We start from the raw sequence: 19,448 nt of genomic DNA on the forward strand, positions 1-19,448 counted from the left end.
TGTCCCGCGGCTCTGAAATTCCTTCAGCAGGCGCTTGTAATCGATGTCGAAGCCCAGAGTTTTCGCCGTCGCGTAGAGATTGGCTCCGTCGATGAAGAGCGCGATCTTGTCGGTAGAGGAAGGTGACATTTAGTTCACGCTTTCGGTGGGGCAAGTTCGGGTCCTGCAAGCATCCCGGATCCGCGACGCCGATTATCGGTCGCATTCTATATAAATCGCTACCGGAGATCGTCGAGTAGCGCCAAGCTTTAAGCTTCAACTATTTTCGAGAAGCACGCAGCCTTGGAACTCTGACATTAGCCGAAAGTTGTTCTGTCAGATTTGTAATGTATCCTGTCTATTTCCATGTGCCTGTTTGAGGGTGTTCCCGCCATGATCGCTGGCGATTTTCCTCTCTTTGATCTTTCCATTTATAGGCGCGGCCGCGCCTGGCGATGGTCCGTTATAGACCGGTCAGGGATTTCTGTTCTGACTGGAAGCGAGCGGAGCAGGCCTGCTGCGCAGTACATGGCAGCAAGGGCGGTTTTCCAATTGCTGTTGACCGCTCCGTATCGGAATCGAATTTCCCCGCCGGCCTAATCGTCGACTTGAAAGCCGAGATACTGGAGCCGAACGCCCGACCGAATCCTTGCAGCCATTCTGCGTGTTATTCGCCGCACGGTTTGACCCCGATCGGGGCTGAAGGTTCACCCCGGCCAACACTGCCTAATTTCTTGGGCCATTGCTCATCACGTGTGGGGTCAATGTTGGAAGGCGATAGGGATCAAAGTTCGGCGCTTGCTTACACCGCGTCGCGTGCTCCGATCGGAGTGATGCCTTCAACTGACGCTTCTACTGGATGGAGCGAGGTCCCTCGTGGCGATGTAGCCGAGCGGCTTGCGATCGGTTGCAATCAGCGACTCACCCATTTTTGCTCTCGATCACCGTGACCACCGTCTTTGTGGAGAGGCTTCGCACGACGGTTCCGCCCGCGTTCGGCTAAACCTGGAGCTGCGCGGTCTGCGACAGTTCGTATTTGGGCTTTGCCGCCGCCACCGGCGTGACGTCGTCCTGCAGGACGCGGGTCTGTCTTGCCGCTGGCCCCGGAAGGCGCGTGCGACGTCCTTTGCATCCGATGCCGCGTAGGACAGCTGGATGCGGGGATCGGCATAGTCGTTAACGCCGGCCACCAAGACGAAACAGCCACGGCCTGGTCGAACCGGCGGCTGGTCGCCCAGCGGCGGCTGGGTCGGGGCGCCGGGCGGTGCGACCAGTTGCGAGGCGACGTACAATCGCGCGGGGAGCGACGCGAGCAGGTTCGCGGCGTTTAGGCCACGACCTCGATCGCGTTGTCGCCGGCATCGAGCAGCGGGCCGCGGCTGAGCCGTGTCGGCTGGCCTGTCGGCGCGGACACCTGTGTGTCCACGCCGGCCGTGACGCCGCTGATGCGCCATTCCACCCGGCTGATCCCGCCGCCGCCATGACGAGGTGAGTTCTCTCGGCTTAACAGCAAACCAAAACTGGGGCCCGGCCTTTGGCGATAGCACAAGCCAGTCAGGCTGCGTTCTGTTCGGTGTCACGACCTCGACTTGGAAGCAGATAATCGAGCTGCCCGAAGAGCCTTCTTTTTTGCCGGCGCCCGAGTCTCTCTTTTCAGAATAACCAGGCAGAATAACCAGGCAGGCGTGGTGCTCGCTGTCTTCGGCGTCGCAGGATACAAATTCGCTGCTCATCCCCGGAAGTTCGCTGATATCTGCTCAAATTTCGCTGATACGTGGCATAGGGTATTCGCGATAACGCCCTGCAAACAGGCCGGTTTTTCTTTCGCCAGCGGCAGTTGCGAAGCCGAAACGATCAAATTCCCCGCAAAATTCCCTGTTTGCCGGGAAATGACCTAGAGACAGGTGCGATCAGCACTGGGTCGCCAGCCAGCTTACAAGCCGTTGAGTTCGTTGCGTAAGCAGCTCCATTCCTGCCGAATTTTTTGGCGCGTTTGGAAATTGAGCTTCTAATGCTCGGTCCAGAATCGAACCAAGCGACGTCCTGCAGAGGCTGCTCGGGCTGGCGTCTTACGCGCTGCCGTAGAACAGAGGGTCATGGCGAGCCGATCGGATAGTCAGTCGAACTGATGCGCTTCTGCACCGGGGGGCGTCAAACTGTAGTTCACCCAGCCGATGGCGCAGAGTTAGCCGCCGCAGTGCTGCGGCCGTTGCGGGGGAAACGCGGCGCGTCGCCGTTACGCCGCTTTCCTGCGGGGCTTCGGCTTTGCTTTTTTGTCAAGCAAGACCCTCTCTGGAGCCGGGCGCGCACCTGGACCAGGGTGGACATGAACTTCCTTGGCTGAAAGCGGCTCGCCGCATTCCGAGCACACCATCACGGGGTCGAACATCTTTCCGCACTTGCGGTGCTCATGCAGCAGGGGACGTCCGCGTTCGTCGACCATGTGGGTGTCGCCCCAATGTACGAGCGCCATCATGATCGGATAGAGGTCGAGGCCCTTTTGCGTCAGGATATACTCGTGGCGTTTAGGCGACTCCTGATACGGAATGCGGCGCAGGACGCCCTGCCGGACCAGCTTCTTCAACCGCTCGGCGAGCAAATGCCGTGTGATTCCAAGCGCTGACTGAAAACCCTCGAAGCGGCGCGTGCGCAGGAAGCATTCGCGGAGAATTAGAAGAGTCCAGCGGTCACCAATCACACCGATGGTGCGAGCCATCGAACACGGCTCTTCCTCAAGTTCATCCCATTTCATTCTGCTCTCCGGTCGGCCGGTGCCTGTTCCGCTCGAATCAGGGGGGAGGGGCATGCGCCGCTCACACCATTCTAGATAGGTACTAAAGTGGATACAATACCCCCGTCGGTCGCCCAAACCTCGTGATTTCAGAGCAGATTTGACAGTTCAATTTTAGAACTATACAAGTGGGTGACAGCCTGCGTTCGGCCTGGACGATCACCCAAATCTGACCAACATCGCGCTCTGCGGGAGGAGCTGACATGTCTCTCAAAGTTGAATTCCTGTTCGATTTCGGCAGTCCGAATGCTTACCTCGCGGAACTGGCCCTGCCGGGAATCGAACGGCGCACCGGCGTGAAATTCGAATATGTCCCGGTCCTGCTCGGCGGCATCTTCAAGGCGACGGGCAACATGTCCCCGTTCGAATCCCTTCGTGGCATCAAGAACAAGCCGGAGTATCAGGCGCTGGAGACACAGCGCTTCATTCGCCGTCATAACGCAACGAAGTTCCGGTCCAATCCGTTCTTTCCGGTCAATACGCTGATGTTGATGCGCGGCGCCGTCGCGGCGCAGCTCGAAGGCGTGTTCGAACCCTACTTCCGCGCGGCGTACCACCACATGTGGGAGGAGCCGAAGAAGATGGATGATCTCGAAACCTTCCGAGCAGCGTTCATCTCCTCAGGCGTCGATATTGATCGGTTGCTTGCGCGTGCGCAGCAGGATGACGTCAAGAAAGGGCTGATCGATCGGACCACCGACGCCGTCAACCGCGGCGCATTCGGCTCGCCGACTTTCTTCGTTGGAAATGAGATGTTCTTCGGCAAGGACCAGCTCCGCGATGTGGAGGAGTCGATCGTCGAGCAGATTGGCCAGCCCGTTTCGAAGACGGCCTAAGGCCAGGACCTGGAGCCTTGCAGAGCCGAGCAGACGTCCGCGCGCCTGCATGACGAAAGCTCAGTCGGCCTTATAACAAAACCAATTTAGGGAGAATGTCATGCCCGGCCCCCTCAACGGCGTTCGTGTCCTCGATTTGACAGGCGTAGTGTCGGGTCCTTTCGCGACCATGTTCCTGGCGGATCAGGGCGCGGACGTCCTGAAAATCGAGCCGATCGGCGGCGACATTACCCGGCGCAGCCGCGCCACCATTGATAAGGATGGCGAATTCTCCGCGCTATTCATTTCTTCAAACCGTGGCAAGCGCTCGCTGTCGATTGATGTCAAAAGCGCGGCCGGCCGTGAGGTTCTGGCCAAATTGGTCGCGAAGGCGGATGTGCTGGTGCAGAATTTCCGGCCCGGCACCATGGAGCGCCTCGGTCTCGGCGGCGATGAGCTGCGCCAGCGGCATCCACGCCTGATCTATGTCTCGATCAGCGGTGTTGGCGACACCGGACCCTATGTGAAGAAGCGCGTTTACGACCCGATCATTCAGGGCCTGTCGGGCTTTGCCGACATCCAGTCGCAGCCGGTCACGAACCGCCCGCAGATGATCCGCACCATCGTCTGTGACAAGACCACCGCGGTGTTCACCGCGCAGGCGGTGGCGGCCGCGCTCTATGCCCGCGAGAAGACCGGGCAGGGTGATCACATTCAGGTTGCGATGCTTGATGCGATGATCTCGTATTTGTGGCCCGAAGGCATGATGCAATACACGGTGGTGGGTGCCGAGGCTGCTGCTGCCGATCCCAACGATCGGCCCGATCTCGTGTTCAAGACCAGCGACGGCTACATCACCGCCGGCACCATTTCCGATTCCGAATGGCAGGGGTTTTGCCAGGCCTCCGGCGATCCCGAGCTTGCCAAGGATCCCCGGTTTGCGACGCCATCGGCGCGCTCGGTCAACGCCACGGCACGCATCAACAAGATGGCCGAATATATCAGCCAGCACACCACCGCAGAATGGCTGGAGCGTCTGGATGCCGCCGACGTCCCCTGTTCGCCGATCCTGCGGCGCGGCGAAATCATCCACAACGAACAGGTGGTCGCGCGCGAAATCATCGCGGAGTTCGATCAACCGAAGGTCGGGCGGGTGCGGCAACCTAAACCCGCAGCCCGCTTTGCGATCAATGAGGCCGCGATCGGTGGGCCCGCTCCCAGGGTCGGTGAGCACTCGCGCGACGTGTTGCACGAACTGGGCTATGACGACGCCGCCATCGACAAGATGGTCGCAGAGCGCAGCGTGCGCGTCGCCGTCTGACGGCGAAGCGCACGAGGCCGTACTCTAGGTCTTCGCCGGCGCCGGCGTGATCGGTGCCAGCGGGGCATTCGCCGCGACGGCGCGCTGGAAAGCTTCCCGTTTCCTGATGCGCTCGAGATAGGGCTGAGCGTTGTCGCAAATGCCGACGCCATAGGCGATGGCCCACTCCAGGCAGGTCGTGAGCAGGATGTCGGCGCTGGTAAACCGGTCGCCCATCAGGAACTGCCGGCCGTCTGCGAGCGCGACTTCGACATGGCGCAACTGCTGGCGGAAATACTCTCCGGCCTGGGCGACGACCTCGGGCGCGACGCCGTAGATCGGGCCGAGCGCATCGGCCCGATGGCGACGCATCACGTAAAGGCTGGTGGAATCCAGCTCCGCGACGATAAAGAAGCACCATTCCAGCCACGCCGCATACTCGCGGGCGGCTTCCGGAATCAGCGAGCGTTCCGTCGTGGAATACATTCGCGACAGGTAGGCAACGATCGCCGCGCTCTCGCCGATGCAGAAGTCGCCATCCTGAAGCAGCGGGATCTTCTGGCGCGGATTGAGCTTCGAGTATTCCGCGGTCTTGGTTTCGCCGGTTCGCGGGCCAATGGGCCTTGTCTTGTAGGCTAAGCCCAGTTCGTGCATGGCCCAATGCGGACGAATGGTGCGACTCGTTCCAACGCCCCACAGGGTCAGGTCTGGTGTCGCATTCATGTTACCATTTCTCCACGGACGGACGGAGATCGAGCTCGTGGGTCCAGCCATCTTTGCTTTGCTGGTGGGTGAACCAATACGCCTCGGCAATGGAAGACGTCTTGGTCAGGCCATCGGGCGGAATGTCGCTTGCTTCGATCCCCTTCGCTGCCTTCATGCGTTGGTGAATCGCCTCGCTATCCACGCCAGCGTCGATCAGGAGATGCACGACGTGAATGTTCTTCGGTCCAAGCTCGCGCGCCATCGCCTGTGCCACTGCACGAAGGCCGAACTTCGCTGATGAAAATGCTGCAAATCCCGGGCCGCCACGCACGCTTGCCGTCGCACCCGTAAAGAAGATGGTGCCGCGTCCGCGCGACAGCATCACGCGAGCCGCCTCACGTCCAACCAGGAAACCACCATAGCAGGCGAGTTCCCAAGCTTTGAAGAACAACTTCTCCGTGGTCTCGAGCAGAGGCTTGTTGACGTTCGAGCCGGCATTGTAGAGGCAAACCTCGACAGGCCCGTGCTCTTTCTCGACCCGCGTGAATATGCCTTGGACTTCTGGTTCCTGACGCGCATCCACGCTGAATGCGTGAACGTCATGCCCCGCAGCCCTCAGCTCGGCCACGAGTCCCTGCGATTTGGACGCATCGCGTCTGCAAATGCAAACCGTATAGCCGCCTCGGGCAAAACGCCGGGCGACCGCCGCGCCAATGGCATCGCCTGCGCCGACAAGTATCGCTACACCGCGGCTCGCTGCCATCCTCGATCCTCCCCTTTAAGTTCTTATTTGATACTATAGACTAGCTGCCGGATGATGCGTTGTAAACGGAGGTTCTTAAGAGTCGCGCAGAAAACGATACTCGCGGATGGATTGTCCATTCGACTCCGGAAAAGGCTGACGACGATTTATCGATTGACGAGTTCTAAAAAAGAACTATAAGTCGAAGCCAAGTGTGCCGCATTGCAAAGTCGGCATGGTCGGTCGGGAGGTCAGTCGTGCTGGAGCTTTCAGAGACGATCAGTGTCGACGAGATTGTTGTCGGCTTGCCGAGCCGAATCCATCAAGTAACGGCAGGACCGGTTGCCAGAGCGCCTGACCGGATTGCGCTGGTCGAGGACGGGGCTTCCTGGAGCTATCGAGATCTGGAGCAGCGCGTTGGCGAGATCGCCACCATGCTCTCATCGCTGGGGATCAGGGCCGGCGATCGGATGATCATTGTCAGCGAGAACTGTATTGCGCTTGCCGCTTTGCTGCTGGCGGCGAGCCGGCTCGACGCCTGGGCGATTGTCGCCAACCCGCGCTTGTCGGCGCGCGAACTGGACCAGATCCGCGATCACAGCGGCGCCCGGCGGATGTTGTTCACGTCGGGTATTTCGAACGAGGCCGCTGCTCACGCCTCTCGCTATGGCGCCGAGAATCGGCGAATTGGCGCGCTGTCGGAAATTGGTGTTGGTCCGCTCAACGAAAGCGCGGTGGTCCAGCCGGTGGAGGCCGATCCAGCGAGGCAAGTCGCGGTTTTGATCTACACGTCCGGAACGACGGGGACTCCCAAGGGCGTGATGCTCTCGCATGACAACCTTCTGATCAGCGCAAAGACCACCGCGTATTTCCGCAGGATGAACGAGAAGGACAAGATCTATCTTGTGTTGCCGATCTCGCATATCGTCGGCATCTCGCTCCTGATGATGACGCTGATGGTTGGCGGCACGGCGCGGATGGTCAGCAAATACGATCCTGCCGCGACTGCAAAGGCCATCGCGGAGGAGGGCGTCACCATTCTCAATGGCGTGCCTGCCACCTATCAGCGCCTGCTGGAGTACAAGAGCGTATCAGGCGTGGAACAACTCCCCCGAGGTTCGTTGCGCTTGATTGCCGTCGCCGGCGCGCCGCTGGATTTGAATTTGAAGTTGCGTGTGGAAGAGGAGTTCGGGCTTCCGTTGCTCAACGGCTACGGGATCACCGAATGCTCGCCGGGAATATCAGGCGTACGTTTCGACAGACCACGCTCGGATCAGGCTGTTGGTACGCTGCTGCCGGGTGTGGAGGCGCGGGTGCGAACCATCGAAGGGTTTCCGACGGCAGGAGGTGAAGTCGGCGAGCTGCATGTTCGCGGGCGCAACGTCATGTTGGGGTACTATCGTGCCCCCGAGCTTACCGCAAAGGTGATTGACAGCGAGGGCTGGTTCAACACCGGCGATCTCGCACGTTTCGACGGCGATTGTCTGTATATCGTCGGCCGCACCAAGGAAATGATCATTCGTTCCGGTTTCAACGTCTATCCCGCGGAGGTCGAAGCTGTCCTCAGTTCACACAAGGACGTCGTGCAATCCGCTGTGGTCGGTCGTGCCGCGGACGGCAATGAGGAGATCGTGGCCTTTGTGCAGTTGCTGCCAGGATCTTGCACGACACCAGAGACCCTGATGCATTTTGTCCGGTCTCAGCTTACTTCTTACAAGCGGCCGTCCGAAATTGTCATCCTCGATGCCTTGCCGGCGACGTCGACCGGCAAGATACTCAAGCACAAGCTCGCGGAGAGCTTGCGCGAAGGCGGCGCAACCCCTGCGGTGCAGACGCCCGAATTCCGCAGGCAACACATCTAACTTACCGGGAGGACATCTTGCAAAAGAGAAACGCGACCGTGGCCGTCATCGGCGCCGGAGACTTCATCGGCGGCGAGATCGCCAAAAAGTTCGCCGCAGAAGGCTTCACGGTCTTCGCCGGCCGTCGTAACGGCGAAAAATTGGCTCCGCTCGTCAGGGATATCGAGGCTGCCGGCGGAGAGATTCACGCACGCTCGCTCGACGCTCGCAAGGAAGACGAGATCATCTCCTTCCTCAACGATGCAGACAAGCATGCGCCGCTGGAAGTCTGCATCTTCAACATCGGTGCGAACGTCAATTTCCCAATTCTGGAAACCACAGAACGCGTTTTCCGCAAGGTCTGGGAAATGGCCTGCTATTCCGGCTTTCTGGCCGGTCGCGAGGCGGCCCGCCTCATGCTTCCGCGCGGGGGTGGCAACATCTTCTTTACCGGGGCGACCGCCTCGCTCCGAGGCGGCAGCGGGTATGCCGCTTTCGCAAGCGCCAAGTTTGGCCTTCGTGCGGTCGCGCAAGCAATGGCCCGCGAGCTTGGCCCGAAAAATATTCACGTCGCGCATCTCATCATCGATTCCGGCGTGGATACTGAGTGGGTGCGGCAACGCCGACTGGAGGCTCTCGGGCCCACCGCGCTGGATGATCCGGACGCCTTGATGCCTCCGTCCTCCGTCGCAGCATCCTATTGGCAGCTCTACCAGCAGCCGAAAAGCGCCTGGACCTTCGAGCTCGAGATCCGCCCCTTCGGCGAGAAGTGGTAGCGGGCCTGCTGCGATGGAGCTCAAGCTTTCGCCCGAGGATGCCGCGTTTCGTGACGAGGTGCGCAGTTTCATTGCGGAGAACTATCCGCCGGAAATGCGCGTTCCCAATCCGGAGACCGACCTGACCAAGGAGCAGTCGCTGCTGTGGCACCGGATCCTCCACAAGAAGGGTTGGATCGCCCCGCTCTGGCCCAAGGAGTATGGCGGCCCGGGCTGGTCCGTCACGCAGCGCTTCATCTTCGAGCAGGAGACCTCTCGCGCCGGCACGCTGCCGCCGCTCGCATTCAGCGTCACCATGGTCGGGCCGGTTATCTACACCTTCGGCAACGAGGCGCAGAAGCAGAAATTTCTGCCGCGGATTCTCTCCGGCGAGGATTGGTGGTGCCAGGGCTATTCGGAGCCTGGCTCCGGCTCGGACCTCGCAACCGTCAGAACCAAGGCCGTGCGCAACGGCGACCACTACATCGTCAATGGTCACAAGACCTGGACCACGCTGGCGCAGCATGCCGACTGGATCTTCTGCCTCGTGCGGACCGATCCGAGCGCGAAGCCGCAATCCGGGATCTCCTTCCTGCTGATCGACATGAAGTCGCCCGGCGTCACCGTGCGGCCGATCATCACGATCGATGGCAGCCACGAGGTCAATGACGTCTTCCTCGAGAACGTCCGCGTGCCCGCCGAGAATTTGATCGGCGAGGAGAACAAGGGCTGGACCTACGCCAAGTTCCTGCTCGGCAACGAGCGCACCAGCATGGCCGGCATCGGCCGGTCCACCCGCTACATCAACAAGCTGAAACAGATCGTGAAGGCCGAAATACCGGCCGAGGATCCCGCGCATCTCGAATTTCTGCGGGACATTGCCCGCATCGAGCTCGACGTGCTGGCGCTGGAGGCGACGGAGCTGCGCGTCGTCGCCCAGATGGCGCGCGGCATAGATCCTGGCCCGGCCGCCTCGCTTTTCAAGATCCGCGGCACTGAAATCTTCCAGGCCATCACCGAACTCACCCATCGCGCGATCGGCAATTACGGCCTTGCCATCCGCGAGCATCCGGTCAGCGCCAACCGCTTCATGCCCGGCGCCGACTACGGCCATACCGCGTCGGAGAAATACCTGAACGCGCGCAAGCTCAGCATCTACGGCGGATCCAACGAGATCCAGCGCAACATCATCGCCAAAGCCGTGCTCGGGCTCTAGTCACGGCGGATCGGGAGGATCGGATGGATATTCAGTTCACGGAAGAGCAGGAATTGCTGCGATCCAGCGTCCAGCGCCTGTTGCGCGACCAGTACGACTTCGAGGCGCGGCGCAAGATCGTGGCAAGCGAGGAGGGCTTCAGCCGAAAGCAATGGGACGCTTTCGCCGAGCTCGGCCTTCTCGCTGCACCGTTCTCCGAGGGCGCCGGCGGTCTCGGCGGCGGTCCGCTGTCGACCATGATCGTGATGCATGAGTTCGGCCGTCACCTCGTGGTCGAGCCGTTCGTCGAGACGGTGGTGCTGGCCGGCGGATTGATCGAGCACGTGGGCACGCCGGAGCAGCAGCAAAGCTTCATCCCTGAAATCATCGACGGCTCGAAAATCTGGACGCTGGCCTGGACGGAGAAGGCATCGCGCTTCGATCTTGCCAATGTCACGACGCGGGCGCGGCGCGAGGGGAGCGACCACATCCTGACCGGCGCGAAGACCATGGTGATCGCCGCACCTTGGGCCGACTATCTGATCGTCTCTGCGCGGACCTCCGGCGACGATCGTGACCGCGGCGGCGTCAGCCTGTTCGTGGTCGATCGGCGCGCGACCGGCGTCGATCTCCGGAGCTTCAAGACCATCGACGGCCGCCGGGCTGCCGAGCTCGGCCTGCACGAGGTCCGCGGGCAATTGCTGGGCGCAGAAGGCGAGGGTCTTGCCGCGCTGGAAGCCTGCCGTGACCGTGCCATCGGCGCGCTCTGCGCGGAAGCAGTCGGCGCCATCGGCGAGCTGAATTCGGCGACGCTGGAGTATTCGAAGACGCGCAAGCAGTTCGGCACCACCATCGGTTCCTTCCAGGTGCTGCAGCACCGAATGGTCGACATGTTCATCGCACATCAGGAGGCGCTTTCCCTGATGCAGCATCTGAGCCTCAGTCTCAGCGCTGGCGATGCCGGCCTGTCGCGGCTCGCCTCGGGTGCCAAATCGAAGATCGGCTATGCCGGCAAGTTCGTCGCCGACCAGGCGGTGCAGCTTCACGGCGGCATGGGAATGACCGACGAGCTCAACGTCGGGCACTATTTCAAGCGAATCTCCTCCATCAACATCCAGTTCGGCGATCCCGCGTTCCATGTGCTGCGTTACGCGCAGCTGGACGCGGCCGCATAAGCAGCGAGGCAGGCATGACCACTGAAGCAGTCATCGTTTCCACCGCCCGAACGGCCGTCGGAAAAGCGTATCGCGGCGCGCTCAACAACACGGACGGCCCCACCACGGCCGGGCACGTGATGGCCGAAGCCGTGAAGCGCGCCGGCATCGCGCCCGGAGAAGTAGAAGACGTGGTCATGGGCTGCGCGATGCAGCAAGGCACCATGGTGATGAACGTGGCGCGCAAGGGCGCGATCCGCGCCGGCCTGCCCATCACGGTGGCCGGCACAACGATCGACCGGCAATGCGCGTCCGGCCTGCAGGCCATCGCGGTCGCCGCGCGCTCGGTGATGCTCGACGGGGTCGAGGTCGCGATCGGCGGAGGCATCGAGTCGATCAGCCTCGTGCAGAACGAGCACATGAACAAGTTCCACGCGGTGGACGACGAGCTGATGGCGATGAAGCCCGAAATGTACATGTCGATGCTCGATACCGCCGAGGTCGTTGCCGAGCGCTACAAGATCGGCCGCGACAAGCAGGACGAATACAGCCTCGAGTGCCAACGCCGCGTCGGCGCTGCGTTACAGGCCGGCCGCTTCAACGACGAGATCGTGCCGTTCACGACCAGGATGGCGCTGTTCAACAAGGACACCAAGGAGGTCACCTACGAGCAGGTGACGCTCACCAAGGACGAAGGCCCGCGTCCGGAAACCACCGCCGAAGGCCTCGCCAAGATCAAGCCGGTGTTCGAGGGCAAGACAATCAGCGCAGGAAATGCCAGCCAGCTCTCGGACGGTGCCTCGGCCTGCGTGATCATGAGCGACAAGATTGCGGCCAGAAAGGGTCTCAAGCCGCTTGGCATTTTTCGTGGCTTCGTCGCTGCCGGCGTCGAGCCGGACGAGATGGGTGTCGGCCCGGTCGCCGCGATCCCGCGCCTGCTCAAGCGCCATAACCTCAAGATCGACGACATCGACCTCTGGGAGCTGAACGAGGCCTATGCGGTGCAGGTGATCTATTGCCGCGACAAGCTCGGAATCGATCCGGACAAGCTCAACGTCAACGGCGGCTCGATCGCGATCGGTCATCCCTACGGCATGACCGGGTCGCGGCTCACCGGCCATCTCCTGATCGAGGGCCGGCGGCGCAAGGCGAAGTACGGCGTGGTGACCATGTGCATCGGTGGCGGCATGGGCGCAGCCGGCCTGTTCGAAATCATCCACTGAGCGGCAACGCGGGAGATCATTCGTGAAGACAGCAATTACCGAACTGTTCGGCATCGAGCACCCGATCATCCAGGGCGGAATGCACTATGTCGGCTTCGCCGAAATGGCGGCGGCCGTCTCCAACGCGGGCGGGCTCGGCTTGATTACGGGCCTGACGCAGAGAACGCCGGAGCTGCTGGCCAAGGAGATCGCTCGCTGCCGCGACATGACGGACAAGCCGTTCGGCGTGAATCTGACATTCCTGCCGACCTTCAGCGCGCCGCCCTATCCGGAGTACATCGCGGCCATCAGAGAGGGCGGCGTCAAGATCGTCGAAACCGCCGGGCGCAGCCCCGAACAGTACATGCCGGCCCTGAAGGCGGGCGGCATCAAGGTGATCCACAAATGCACCTCCGTCCGGCATTCACTGAAGGCCGAGCAGATCGGTTGCGATGCCGTCAGCGTCGACGGCTTCGAGTGCGGGGGCCATCCCGGCGAGGATGACATGCCGAACATGATCCTGTTGCCGCGCGCCGCGGAGGAACTGAAGATCCCGTTCGTTGCCTCGGGCGGCATGGCGGATGCGCGCAGCCTGGTTGCCGCCCTGGCGATGGGCGCTGCGGGCATGAACATGGGCACGCGCTTCATCGCCACCAAGGAAGCGCCGGTGCACGAGAACGTCAAGAAGGCGCTGGTCGCGGCGACGGAACTCGACACCAGGCTCGTGATGCGTGCGCTCCGGAATACAGAGCGGGTCCTGAACAACAAGGGCGTCGAGCAACTGCTCGAGATCGAGCGCGAGAAGGGCAAGAGCCTCAAGATCGAGGACATCCATGACCAGGTGGCGGGCGTCTATCCCAAGGTGATGATCGACGGCGACATGGATGCGGGCGCATGGAGCTGCGGCATGGTCGTCGGGCTCATTCACGACATTCCGTCCGTGAAGGAACTGATCGACCGCATCATGGCGGATGCGGAAAGACTCATCCGGCAGCGCCTGACTGGTTTCCTCGACGGCGCCGGACAGCGGCCGGCTGCGGCTCGGGCGATGGCTTAGCCCGGGAGGACATACCGCTTCCGGACGTTCTGACGGAGGCTATGCGCACGCATGGTCATGCGTGCGTCGATCTTTGTTGAAGCTCAACGGGTCAGATCGACGGCCTTCGGCAGCTTCGGGGGCATTTATGGACCAGGCCGACTTCCACTACTACGAGCCTTCGAAAGGCCACGGGCTCCGGCATAATCCGTTCAATGCGATAATCGCGCCGCGTCCGATTGGGTGGATCTCATCGCGCAATGCAGCCGGTCGATTGAACTTGGCCCCCTACAGCTTTTTCAACGCGTTCCTCTACGATCCTCCGATCATCGGATTTTCCTCGATCTCGTGGAAAGACACCGTCAAGAACGTCAGCGAGACGCGCGAATTTGTCTGGAATCTGGTCACCATGGATCTCGGCGAGCGCATGAACGTGACAGCGACGCCACTCGATCACGGCGTGAGCGAGTTCGAAGCAGCCGGTTTGACACCGATACCCGGACGCCACGTTGCTGTGCCGCGGGTGGGCGAGAGCAGGGCCGCCATGGAATGCAAAGTCGTCGAGGTCTCTCAGCTGGCCAACGCACGCGGAGAAAAGGTCGAAGGATGGTTCGTGCTTGGTGAGGTCGTCGCGGTCTACATCGACAAAACGTTGATCGAGGACGGCGTCTACAACACGGCACTTGCGCGTCCCATTCTGCGCGCCGGCCGGGGTGGAGATTATCTCGAGGTCAGGACCGAGAACATGTTCGAGATGAAGCGCCCAGCGGGCAGCAGCAAGCCGGAGTTCCACGGGACCTGATTGAGCTGGAAACAGGCTCAATTGTGGGGCCGACCATGCCTTGCCGCGTTTTGCCCGACAGGCCTAAGCCCGACTTCGCAAAGCCGATGAGTGACTGAACGGAAGCGCGTGCGGAGTCATACGCCCATCAAGACCCCGGGCCCCGCGCGTACAGGCCAAGAGCCAGCAGGGAGAACGCGCTCATCACGACGCCCAGCGCAAACATTGCTTCATGTGACACTGTGGCAGCAAGCCATACGCCGATTGCCGCGATCATCATCTGCAAGAAACCCAGCAGCGCCGAGGCCGCGCCGGCTTTCTCGCCGAATGGAGACAACGCGCGCGCCGTGGCCAATGGACCGACAATGCCCATGCCGAGGAGATATATGCTCATTGCGGCTAAGAACGGCAAGAAAGTCGGACTGATCAGCGAGATGAGCAGGATCGCAAGGCTGCTGGCGGTCGTCGCGCACAAACCTGCCCGGATCGGACCATCGAGCCCGTAGCGTGGTGCCAATCTTGTGGCAAGCATACCCGCGGCGAATACGATGAAGACGGTGCCGGCAAAGAAGAGCCCGAGCTGGATCGGCGTGAAGTGCAACGCTTCGATGAATAGGCGCGGCGCAGCGGAAAACATCGAGAACAAGCCGCCCATAGTGAGGCTCGAGGCGGCCGCGGGGGTAGCGAAGCGACGGTCTCGAATCAGACCGGCATAGGTCCTGCCGACGACAACTGGATTGAACGGCGTGCGGATCGAATTGTGGGTTTCGCCAAGAACGATGGCGTAGGCAACGGCGCTGACGGCGGCAAAGGCTGCGACCAGCGCGAATTCGGCGCGCCAGCCCAGGCTGTGGTCGAGGGCGCCGCCAAGCAGCGGCGAGAATCCGGGAGCAGCGGACATCACGATCATGATGAGCGCCATCGCGCGCGCCAGTGCGGCGCCACTGAACATGTCGCGGGCGATAGCGCGAGACAGCACTGACGTCGCGCAAGCACCTGTTGCCTGCACGACGCGGCCGATGAGGAGATTGGGCAGGTCGGTTGCCAGACCGCACCAAACGCTGCCGACGAAAAACACAGCAAATCCGATCAGGACCGGCCAACGTCTTCCGTAGCGATCCGAAAGCGGTCCGACCAGGAGCTGGCCTAACCCGAACACTGCAAGAAACACGGTGATGGCGGACGTGACCTCTGCAGTCGTGACATTCAATGAGATCGCAATCTGCGGCAGAGACGGCAGCAAGATGTTAGTCGCGAGCGTTCCCATCGCGGCCAGGACGGAAAGGACCGCGATAGGCAGGGCGCTGGAGGTGGGAATGTCCCGAGGCGCGGTGTTGATCAGGTCAGCCATGGGATCTTTCGCGTGACAGGGATAGGTAGATCAAGGCGGCGAGTGACGCGGTTCGCGCCGCTTGCCGATTCCGTTTTTGTCGCCTAGCCGCAATATCAGCGGACGACGCGCTCGATCGCGATGGCCGTGGCTTCGCCGCCGCCGATGCAGAGTGACGCGACCCCGCGCTTGAGGTTCCGCGTTTCGAGCGCGTGCAATAGCGTCACGATCAGCCGCGCGCCGGTGGCGCCGATGGGATGACCTAGCGCGCAGGCGCCGCCATTGACGTTCAGCTTCTCTCTGGGGATGCCGAGATCCTTCTGTGCCGCCATCGCCACGACGGCAAATGCCTCATTGATCTCGAACAGATCTACGTCGCCAACGCTCCAGCCGACCTTGTCCAACAGCTTGCGAATAGCGGGGATCGGGGCCGTGGTGAACCATTGTGGCTCCTGGCTGTGGGTGGCATGGCCCTTGATCTCGGCGAGCACCGGGAGGCCGTCGCGATCGGCGAGCGAGCGTTTCGCCAAGACGAGCGCCGCAGCGCCGTCAGCATTGGCGGATGAGGCGGCGGGCGTGATGGTGCCGTTGGCGCGGAACGCGGCTTTCAGCCCGGGGATTTTGGCGGGATCTACCTTGAGCGGATGTTCGTCATTGGAGATGATCCGGGGCCCGGCTTTCTCGGTCAGCGTGATCGGAGCTATCTCAGCCTTGAACGCGCCGCCCTCAACCGCCTTGCGGGCGCGGGTCAAGGTCTCGATCGCATACTCGTCCTGGTCCTTGCGGGTGAATTGATAGGCCTCCGCCGTGGCCTCGCCAAAGTCGCCCATCGAGCGTCCGGTCTCGTAGGCATCTTCCAGCCCGTCCATCAACATGTGGTCGATGATGCGGTCGTGGCCAGCGCGATAGCCGCCCCGCGCCTTGGCCAGCAAATAGGGCGCATTGCTCATACTCTCCATGCCGCCAGACAGAACGATCTCGGCGGAGCCCGCATTGATGATATCGTGAGCCAGCATGGTGGCCTTCATGCCGGAGCCGCAGACCTTGTTGATCGTGGTGGCGCCGGTGGCATCGGGCAATTTGGCGCCGCGCGCGGCCTGGCGTGCCGGCGCCTGGCCCTGTCCGGCCGGCAACACGTTGCCCATGAACACCTCGTCGATCCGCTCGGGCGCCAGTTTGGCTCGTTCGAGCGCAGATCCGATCACATGGGAGCCGAGCTTGTGGGCACTGAGTGGCGAGAGCTCGCCCATGAAGCGGCCGAGCGGCGTCCGGGCTGCGGAGAGGATGACGACGGGATCGGAAGCCATGGCGAATTCTCCTGTTGATCGCTGTTGTTATATGACGATAATCATATAACATGGCCGGCATTGCAATGAAATATTGCCGTCGCTTCAAAAGCGCGGTCCAGAAGCGCTGGTGGATGGGAACGGTCGTACAGCCGGTCACCGAGCAGTTTGCACGGAGGGGAGATGCGTTACGTAGGAGACCATAGGCGCCAGACCCACAGCCGGATCGTTGAAAGTGCCTCCTACGGCTTGCGTCAAAACGGTGCCGAAGGGCTTAGTGTTGTCGAATTGATGAAGCTCGCCGGTCTTACGCACGGCGGGTTCTATAACCATTTCGAGTCGCGTGCCGCGCTTGTTGGCGAGGCAATTGCGTTTGCGATGGATCAAACGGCCGAGCGGTGGAAAAAACTGGCGAACCGGAAGGCAAACGAGGATCGTTTCGAGACGTTGATCGCCGATTATCTCAGTTCCCGCCACCGCGACAATCCCAGACAAGGCTGCGCGCTTCCAGCCCTGGCCGCTGATGTCGCTCGATCGAGCCCGAGGGAGCAACGGGCGCTTGCTTCCAAGCTGGAGAAGATGATCGACATCCTGGTCGAAGTGCTTCCCGCCGAGGGTCCTCAACAGGCACGCCAAATCGCGACGAGCGCCATTGCGACGATGGTTGGATCGATCGTGCTATCGCGTGCTGTCGGCGCCGGGAAGCTTTCCGACGATATTCTCGACGCCGGACGGATGACTGTCTGCGGCCGGACTCACAAGCGACAGCGCAGAACAGCAAAGGCGATGAGCTGCGACAAACCATAATCTGGGAGGTGCCCATGACGGCCGGCAAGTGGCTCAAGACAGCCTGCAACCTGTGTTACGTAAACTGCGGCATCGAGGTCTGGGTGAATGAGGGGCGTCTCGAGAAGGTACGAGGCGACCGTTCAAACCCGAAGTCGCAAGGCTATCTGTGCAACAAGGCGGCGCGCATTCCCTACTATGCGCATCACAGGGATCGGCTCACGACCCCGCTGCGTCGTCGCGCCGATGGCGGCTTTGATGAGATCGAGTGGGACGTCGCGATCGCAGAAATCGCGGAGCGGCTTCGAGACGTCGTCGACAGGTATGGCGGCAAGAGTATTGCCCTTTATGGCGGCGGCGGGCAGGGCAACCACGCTGGCGGCGCCTACGCCAGTGGTTTGTTGCGTGCGCTGGGCTCGCGCGGCGTCTTCAACGCTCTTTCGCAGGAAAAAACCGGCGACTTCTGGGTCAATGGCCACATGTTCGGCAGCCAAACCTGCCACACCTCAGAGGACGTCCATCATTGCGATCTCTTGCTTGTCATCGGGGCAAATCCCTGGATCGCGCACGGCTTCCCCAATGCGCGCGACCATCTCAATCAGATACGCAAGGATCCCGCACGCAAGCTGGTCGTCATCGACCCCCGGCGAACCGAAACCGCAGAGATGGCGGATCTGCATCTTGCGGTTCGTCCCGGTGCGGATACGTTTCTTCTTGGCGCGCTGCTGGCCACGCTCGTCCGGTCCGACCGGATCGACCACGCGTTCATTGAGGCGCATACGATCGGCTTCGCGGAAGTGAGGCAAGCGCTATTGAATATCCCCGTTCAAGAATGGGCCGACGCCGCCGATATCTCGATCGCGCAGCTGGAGCGCTGCGCCGCGATGATCGCGGCCGCGAAGGCCATGGTGGTTCGGGTTGAACTCGGCATCCAGCAAGGCGTCAACTCGACTCTCAACTCCTATCTCGAGAAGCTCTTGATCATGCTTTCCGGCAATTTCGGCCGTGAAGGTACCAACCAATTGCATAGCTGGCTTCAGCCGCTATGGGGAAATTCTCCGAACCAGACATTCGCGCCAACCGGCGACGCCATCATTGGCGGCTTGTTGCCGCCCAACATTTTCCCCGAAGCGGTTCTCAAGGACCATCCAGACCGGTTGCGCTGCGCCTGGATCGACAGCTCCAATCCCGCCAACACCGCCGCAAACACGGAGGCGGTGGAACGCGCGCTGAAATCGCTCGAACTATGCGTCGTCGTGGACGTTGCGATGACCGAAACCGCTAGGCTCGCGCATTACGTTCTCCCGGCGTCCACACAATACGAGAAGACGGAATTCACTCTCTTTAACTACGAATTCCCGACAAACTATTTTCACGTGCGCGCTGGCGTCTTGCCGCCGCTCGCCGGCACGTTGCCAGAGCCCGAGATCTACACGCGGCTTGCCGTCGCCCTGGGGCTTCTGCCGGGTGACAATGTGCTCGCGCCGCTACGCGAAATAGCACAGCGCTCGCGACCTGAATTCGCCGCGGCCTTTCGTGCCTTCATCGCGGAAAACCCGGCGGCGGTGCCTGCCCTGGTGCTCTACCATACGCTAGGGTTCAGACTCAATTGATCCAATAAGCGACGAGAGCGGCGAGGTGGACGGCGGCCAAGAAGTTTCTGGCAAGTTTGTCGTAGCGAGTAGCAACACGCCTGAAATCCTTGAGCCGGCAGAAACAGCGCTCGATAACATTGCGCCCTTTATAGAGG

Annotated in this window: 19 protein-coding genes; 11 read left to right on the forward strand and 8 right to left on the reverse strand. The window is 61.4% G+C overall.

The features are described from left to right. From IVB27_RS15400 to IVB27_RS15405, 3 genes are all read right to left on the reverse strand, one after another. A partial coding sequence (locus IVB27_RS15400; RefSeq protein WP_247444359.1) for an NYN domain-containing protein occupies nucleotides 1-129 on the reverse strand: 129 nt, incomplete at its 3' end. Nucleotides 130-1,306: 1,177 nt separating this feature from the next. Then, nucleotides 1,307-1,438 carry a hypothetical protein gene (locus IVB27_RS42975; protein ID WP_256468377.1) on the reverse strand — a complete coding sequence of 44 codons (132 nt, stop codon included), beginning with the start codon at nucleotides 1,436-1,438 and terminating at the stop codon, nucleotides 1,307-1,309. 777 nt (nucleotides 1,439-2,215) lie between these two features. Beyond that, nucleotides 2,216-2,731 (reverse strand): winged helix-turn-helix transcriptional regulator, encoded by a 516-nt coding sequence (locus IVB27_RS15405; RefSeq protein WP_194406779.1) that lies wholly within the window; start codon nucleotides 2,729-2,731, stop codon nucleotides 2,216-2,218. 242 nt (nucleotides 2,732-2,973) lie between these two features. Between IVB27_RS15405 and IVB27_RS15410 the strand changes: the two genes are divergently transcribed. Together IVB27_RS15410 and IVB27_RS15415 are read left to right on the forward strand one after the other, a co-directional pair. After that, a complete protein-coding gene (locus IVB27_RS15410; RefSeq protein ID WP_247341747.1) occupies nucleotides 2,974-3,606 on the forward strand; it encodes a 2-hydroxychromene-2-carboxylate isomerase in 633 nt (210 codons plus the stop codon). 100 nt (nucleotides 3,607-3,706) lie between these two features. Then, nucleotides 3,707-4,906: a CaiB/BaiF CoA transferase family protein gene (locus IVB27_RS15415; RefSeq protein ID WP_247347904.1), complete on the forward strand. Its 1,200-nt coding sequence runs from the start codon at nucleotides 3,707-3,709 to the stop codon at nucleotides 4,904-4,906. A 24-nt stretch (nucleotides 4,907-4,930) separates the two neighbouring features. On the opposite strand, the gene IVB27_RS15420 is transcribed toward IVB27_RS15415, so the two are convergent. Both IVB27_RS15420 and IVB27_RS15425 read right to left on the reverse strand, forming a co-directional pair. Continuing rightward, nucleotides 4,931-5,608: a glutathione S-transferase family protein gene (locus IVB27_RS15420; protein ID WP_247341754.1), complete on the reverse strand. Its 678-nt coding sequence runs from the start codon at nucleotides 5,606-5,608 to the stop codon at nucleotides 4,931-4,933. A gap of 1 nt (nucleotide 5,609) precedes the next feature. Beyond that, entirely contained in the window at nucleotides 5,610-6,353 is a 744-nt protein-coding gene (locus IVB27_RS15425; RefSeq protein WP_247444356.1) for an SDR family NAD(P)-dependent oxidoreductase, read from the reverse strand. 236 nt (nucleotides 6,354-6,589) lie between these two features. Here IVB27_RS15425 and IVB27_RS15430 point away from each other — a divergent pair, with 236 nt between their 5' ends. The 7 genes from IVB27_RS15430 to IVB27_RS15460 all read left to right on the forward strand — a co-directional run bounded on the left by IVB27_RS15430 (nucleotide 6,590) and on the right by IVB27_RS15460 (nucleotide 14,317). After that, nucleotides 6,590-8,194, forward strand: coding sequence for a class I adenylate-forming enzyme family protein (locus IVB27_RS15430; RefSeq protein ID WP_247347905.1), 1,605 nt, complete (start codon nucleotides 6,590-6,592; stop codon nucleotides 8,192-8,194). 17 nt (nucleotides 8,195-8,211) lie between these two features. Next, nucleotides 8,212-8,949, forward strand: coding sequence for an SDR family oxidoreductase (locus tag IVB27_RS15435; RefSeq protein ID WP_247341765.1), 738 nt, complete (start codon nucleotides 8,212-8,214; stop codon nucleotides 8,947-8,949). Between the two features lie 13 nt (nucleotides 8,950-8,962). Next, nucleotides 8,963-10,144, forward strand: coding sequence for an acyl-CoA dehydrogenase family protein (locus IVB27_RS15440; RefSeq protein ID WP_247347906.1), 1,182 nt, complete (start codon nucleotides 8,963-8,965; stop codon nucleotides 10,142-10,144). 23 nt (nucleotides 10,145-10,167) lie between these two features. Beyond that, nucleotides 10,168-11,298: an acyl-CoA dehydrogenase family protein gene (locus tag IVB27_RS15445; protein ID WP_247341771.1), complete on the forward strand. Its 1,131-nt coding sequence runs from the start codon at nucleotides 10,168-10,170 to the stop codon at nucleotides 11,296-11,298. Between the two features lie 14 nt (nucleotides 11,299-11,312). Next, nucleotides 11,313-12,500 (forward strand): acetyl-CoA C-acyltransferase, encoded by a 1,188-nt coding sequence (locus IVB27_RS15450; RefSeq protein ID WP_247341774.1) that lies wholly within the window; start codon nucleotides 11,313-11,315, stop codon nucleotides 12,498-12,500. A 22-nt stretch (nucleotides 12,501-12,522) separates the two neighbouring features. Then, on the forward strand, nucleotides 12,523-13,536 hold the full coding sequence (locus IVB27_RS15455; protein ID WP_247341777.1) for an NAD(P)H-dependent flavin oxidoreductase: 1,014 nt from the start codon (nucleotides 12,523-12,525) through the stop codon (nucleotides 13,534-13,536). Between the two features lie 127 nt (nucleotides 13,537-13,663). Then, nucleotides 13,664-14,317: a flavin reductase family protein gene (locus tag IVB27_RS15460; protein WP_018322613.1), complete on the forward strand. Its 654-nt coding sequence runs from the start codon at nucleotides 13,664-13,666 to the stop codon at nucleotides 14,315-14,317. Nucleotides 14,318-14,444: 127 nt separating this feature from the next. On the opposite strand, the gene IVB27_RS15465 is transcribed toward IVB27_RS15460, so the two are convergent. Together IVB27_RS15465 and IVB27_RS15470 are read right to left on the reverse strand one after the other, a co-directional pair. Continuing rightward, a complete protein-coding gene (locus tag IVB27_RS15465) occupies nucleotides 14,445-15,647 on the reverse strand; it encodes a multidrug effflux MFS transporter (protein ID WP_247444357.1) in 1,203 nt (400 codons plus the stop codon). 95 nt (nucleotides 15,648-15,742) lie between these two features. Continuing rightward, nucleotides 15,743-16,933 (reverse strand): acetyl-CoA C-acyltransferase, encoded by a 1,191-nt coding sequence (locus IVB27_RS15470; protein ID WP_247347911.1) that lies wholly within the window; start codon nucleotides 16,931-16,933, stop codon nucleotides 15,743-15,745. 162 nt (nucleotides 16,934-17,095) lie between these two features. Between IVB27_RS15470 and IVB27_RS15475 the strand changes: the two genes are divergently transcribed. Together IVB27_RS15475 and IVB27_RS15480 are read left to right on the forward strand one after the other, a co-directional pair. Next, the gene (locus tag IVB27_RS15475; RefSeq protein ID WP_247341785.1) at nucleotides 17,096-17,719 is read left to right on the forward strand and encodes a TetR/AcrR family transcriptional regulator; all 624 of its coding nucleotides are present in this window, start codon (nucleotides 17,096-17,098) and stop codon (nucleotides 17,717-17,719) included. 14 nt (nucleotides 17,720-17,733) lie between these two features. Further along, complete coding sequence (locus IVB27_RS15480) at nucleotides 17,734-19,311, forward strand: molybdopterin-dependent oxidoreductase (RefSeq protein WP_247444358.1); 1,578 nt, start codon at nucleotides 17,734-17,736, stop codon at nucleotides 19,309-19,311. On the opposite strand, the gene IVB27_RS15485 is transcribed toward IVB27_RS15480, so the two are convergent. Beyond that, on the reverse strand, nucleotides 19,304-19,448 hold a 145-nt coding region (locus tag IVB27_RS15485), incomplete at its 5' end, for a transposase (RefSeq protein WP_247442991.1). The genes IVB27_RS15480 and IVB27_RS15485 overlap by 8 nt on opposite strands.

It is taken from the genome of Bradyrhizobium sp. 197 (assembly GCF_023073375.1).
GTDB lineage: Bacteria > Pseudomonadota > Alphaproteobacteria > Rhizobiales > Xanthobacteraceae > Bradyrhizobium.

Coding starts and splice junctions, on each gene's coding strand:
- IVB27_RS15405 (WP_194406779.1), bottom strand. CDS start 2,731: ATGAAATGGGATGAACTTGAGGAAGAGCCGTGTTCGATGGCTCGCACC.
- IVB27_RS15410 (WP_247341747.1), top strand. CDS start 2,974: ATGTCTCTCAAAGTTGAATTCCTGTTCGATTTCGGCAGTCCGAATGCT.
- IVB27_RS15415 (WP_247347904.1), top strand. CDS start 3,707: ATGCCCGGCCCCCTCAACGGCGTTCGTGTCCTCGATTTGACAGGCGTA.
- IVB27_RS15420 (WP_247341754.1), bottom strand. CDS start 5,608: ATGAATGCGACACCAGACCTGACCCTGTGGGGCGTTGGAACGAGTCGC.
- IVB27_RS15425 (WP_247444356.1), bottom strand. CDS start 6,353: ATGGCAGCGAGCCGCGGTGTAGCGATACTTGTCGGCGCAGGCGATGCC.
- IVB27_RS15440 (WP_247347906.1), top strand. CDS start 8,963: ATGGAGCTCAAGCTTTCGCCCGAGGATGCCGCGTTTCGTGACGAGGTG.
- IVB27_RS15445 (WP_247341771.1), top strand. CDS start 10,168: ATGGATATTCAGTTCACGGAAGAGCAGGAATTGCTGCGATCCAGCGTC.
- IVB27_RS15450 (WP_247341774.1), top strand. CDS start 11,313: ATGACCACTGAAGCAGTCATCGTTTCCACCGCCCGAACGGCCGTCGGA.
- IVB27_RS15460 (WP_018322613.1), top strand. CDS start 13,664: ATGGACCAGGCCGACTTCCACTACTACGAGCCTTCGAAAGGCCACGGG.
- IVB27_RS15465 (WP_247444357.1), bottom strand. CDS start 15,647: ATGGCTGACCTGATCAACACCGCGCCTCGGGACATTCCCACCTCCAGC.
- IVB27_RS15470 (WP_247347911.1), bottom strand. CDS start 16,933: ATGGCTTCCGATCCCGTCGTCATCCTCTCCGCAGCCCGGACGCCGCTC.
- IVB27_RS15475 (WP_247341785.1), top strand. CDS start 17,096: ATGCGTTACGTAGGAGACCATAGGCGCCAGACCCACAGCCGGATCGTT.
- IVB27_RS15480 (WP_247444358.1), top strand. CDS start 17,734: ATGACGGCCGGCAAGTGGCTCAAGACAGCCTGCAACCTGTGTTACGTA.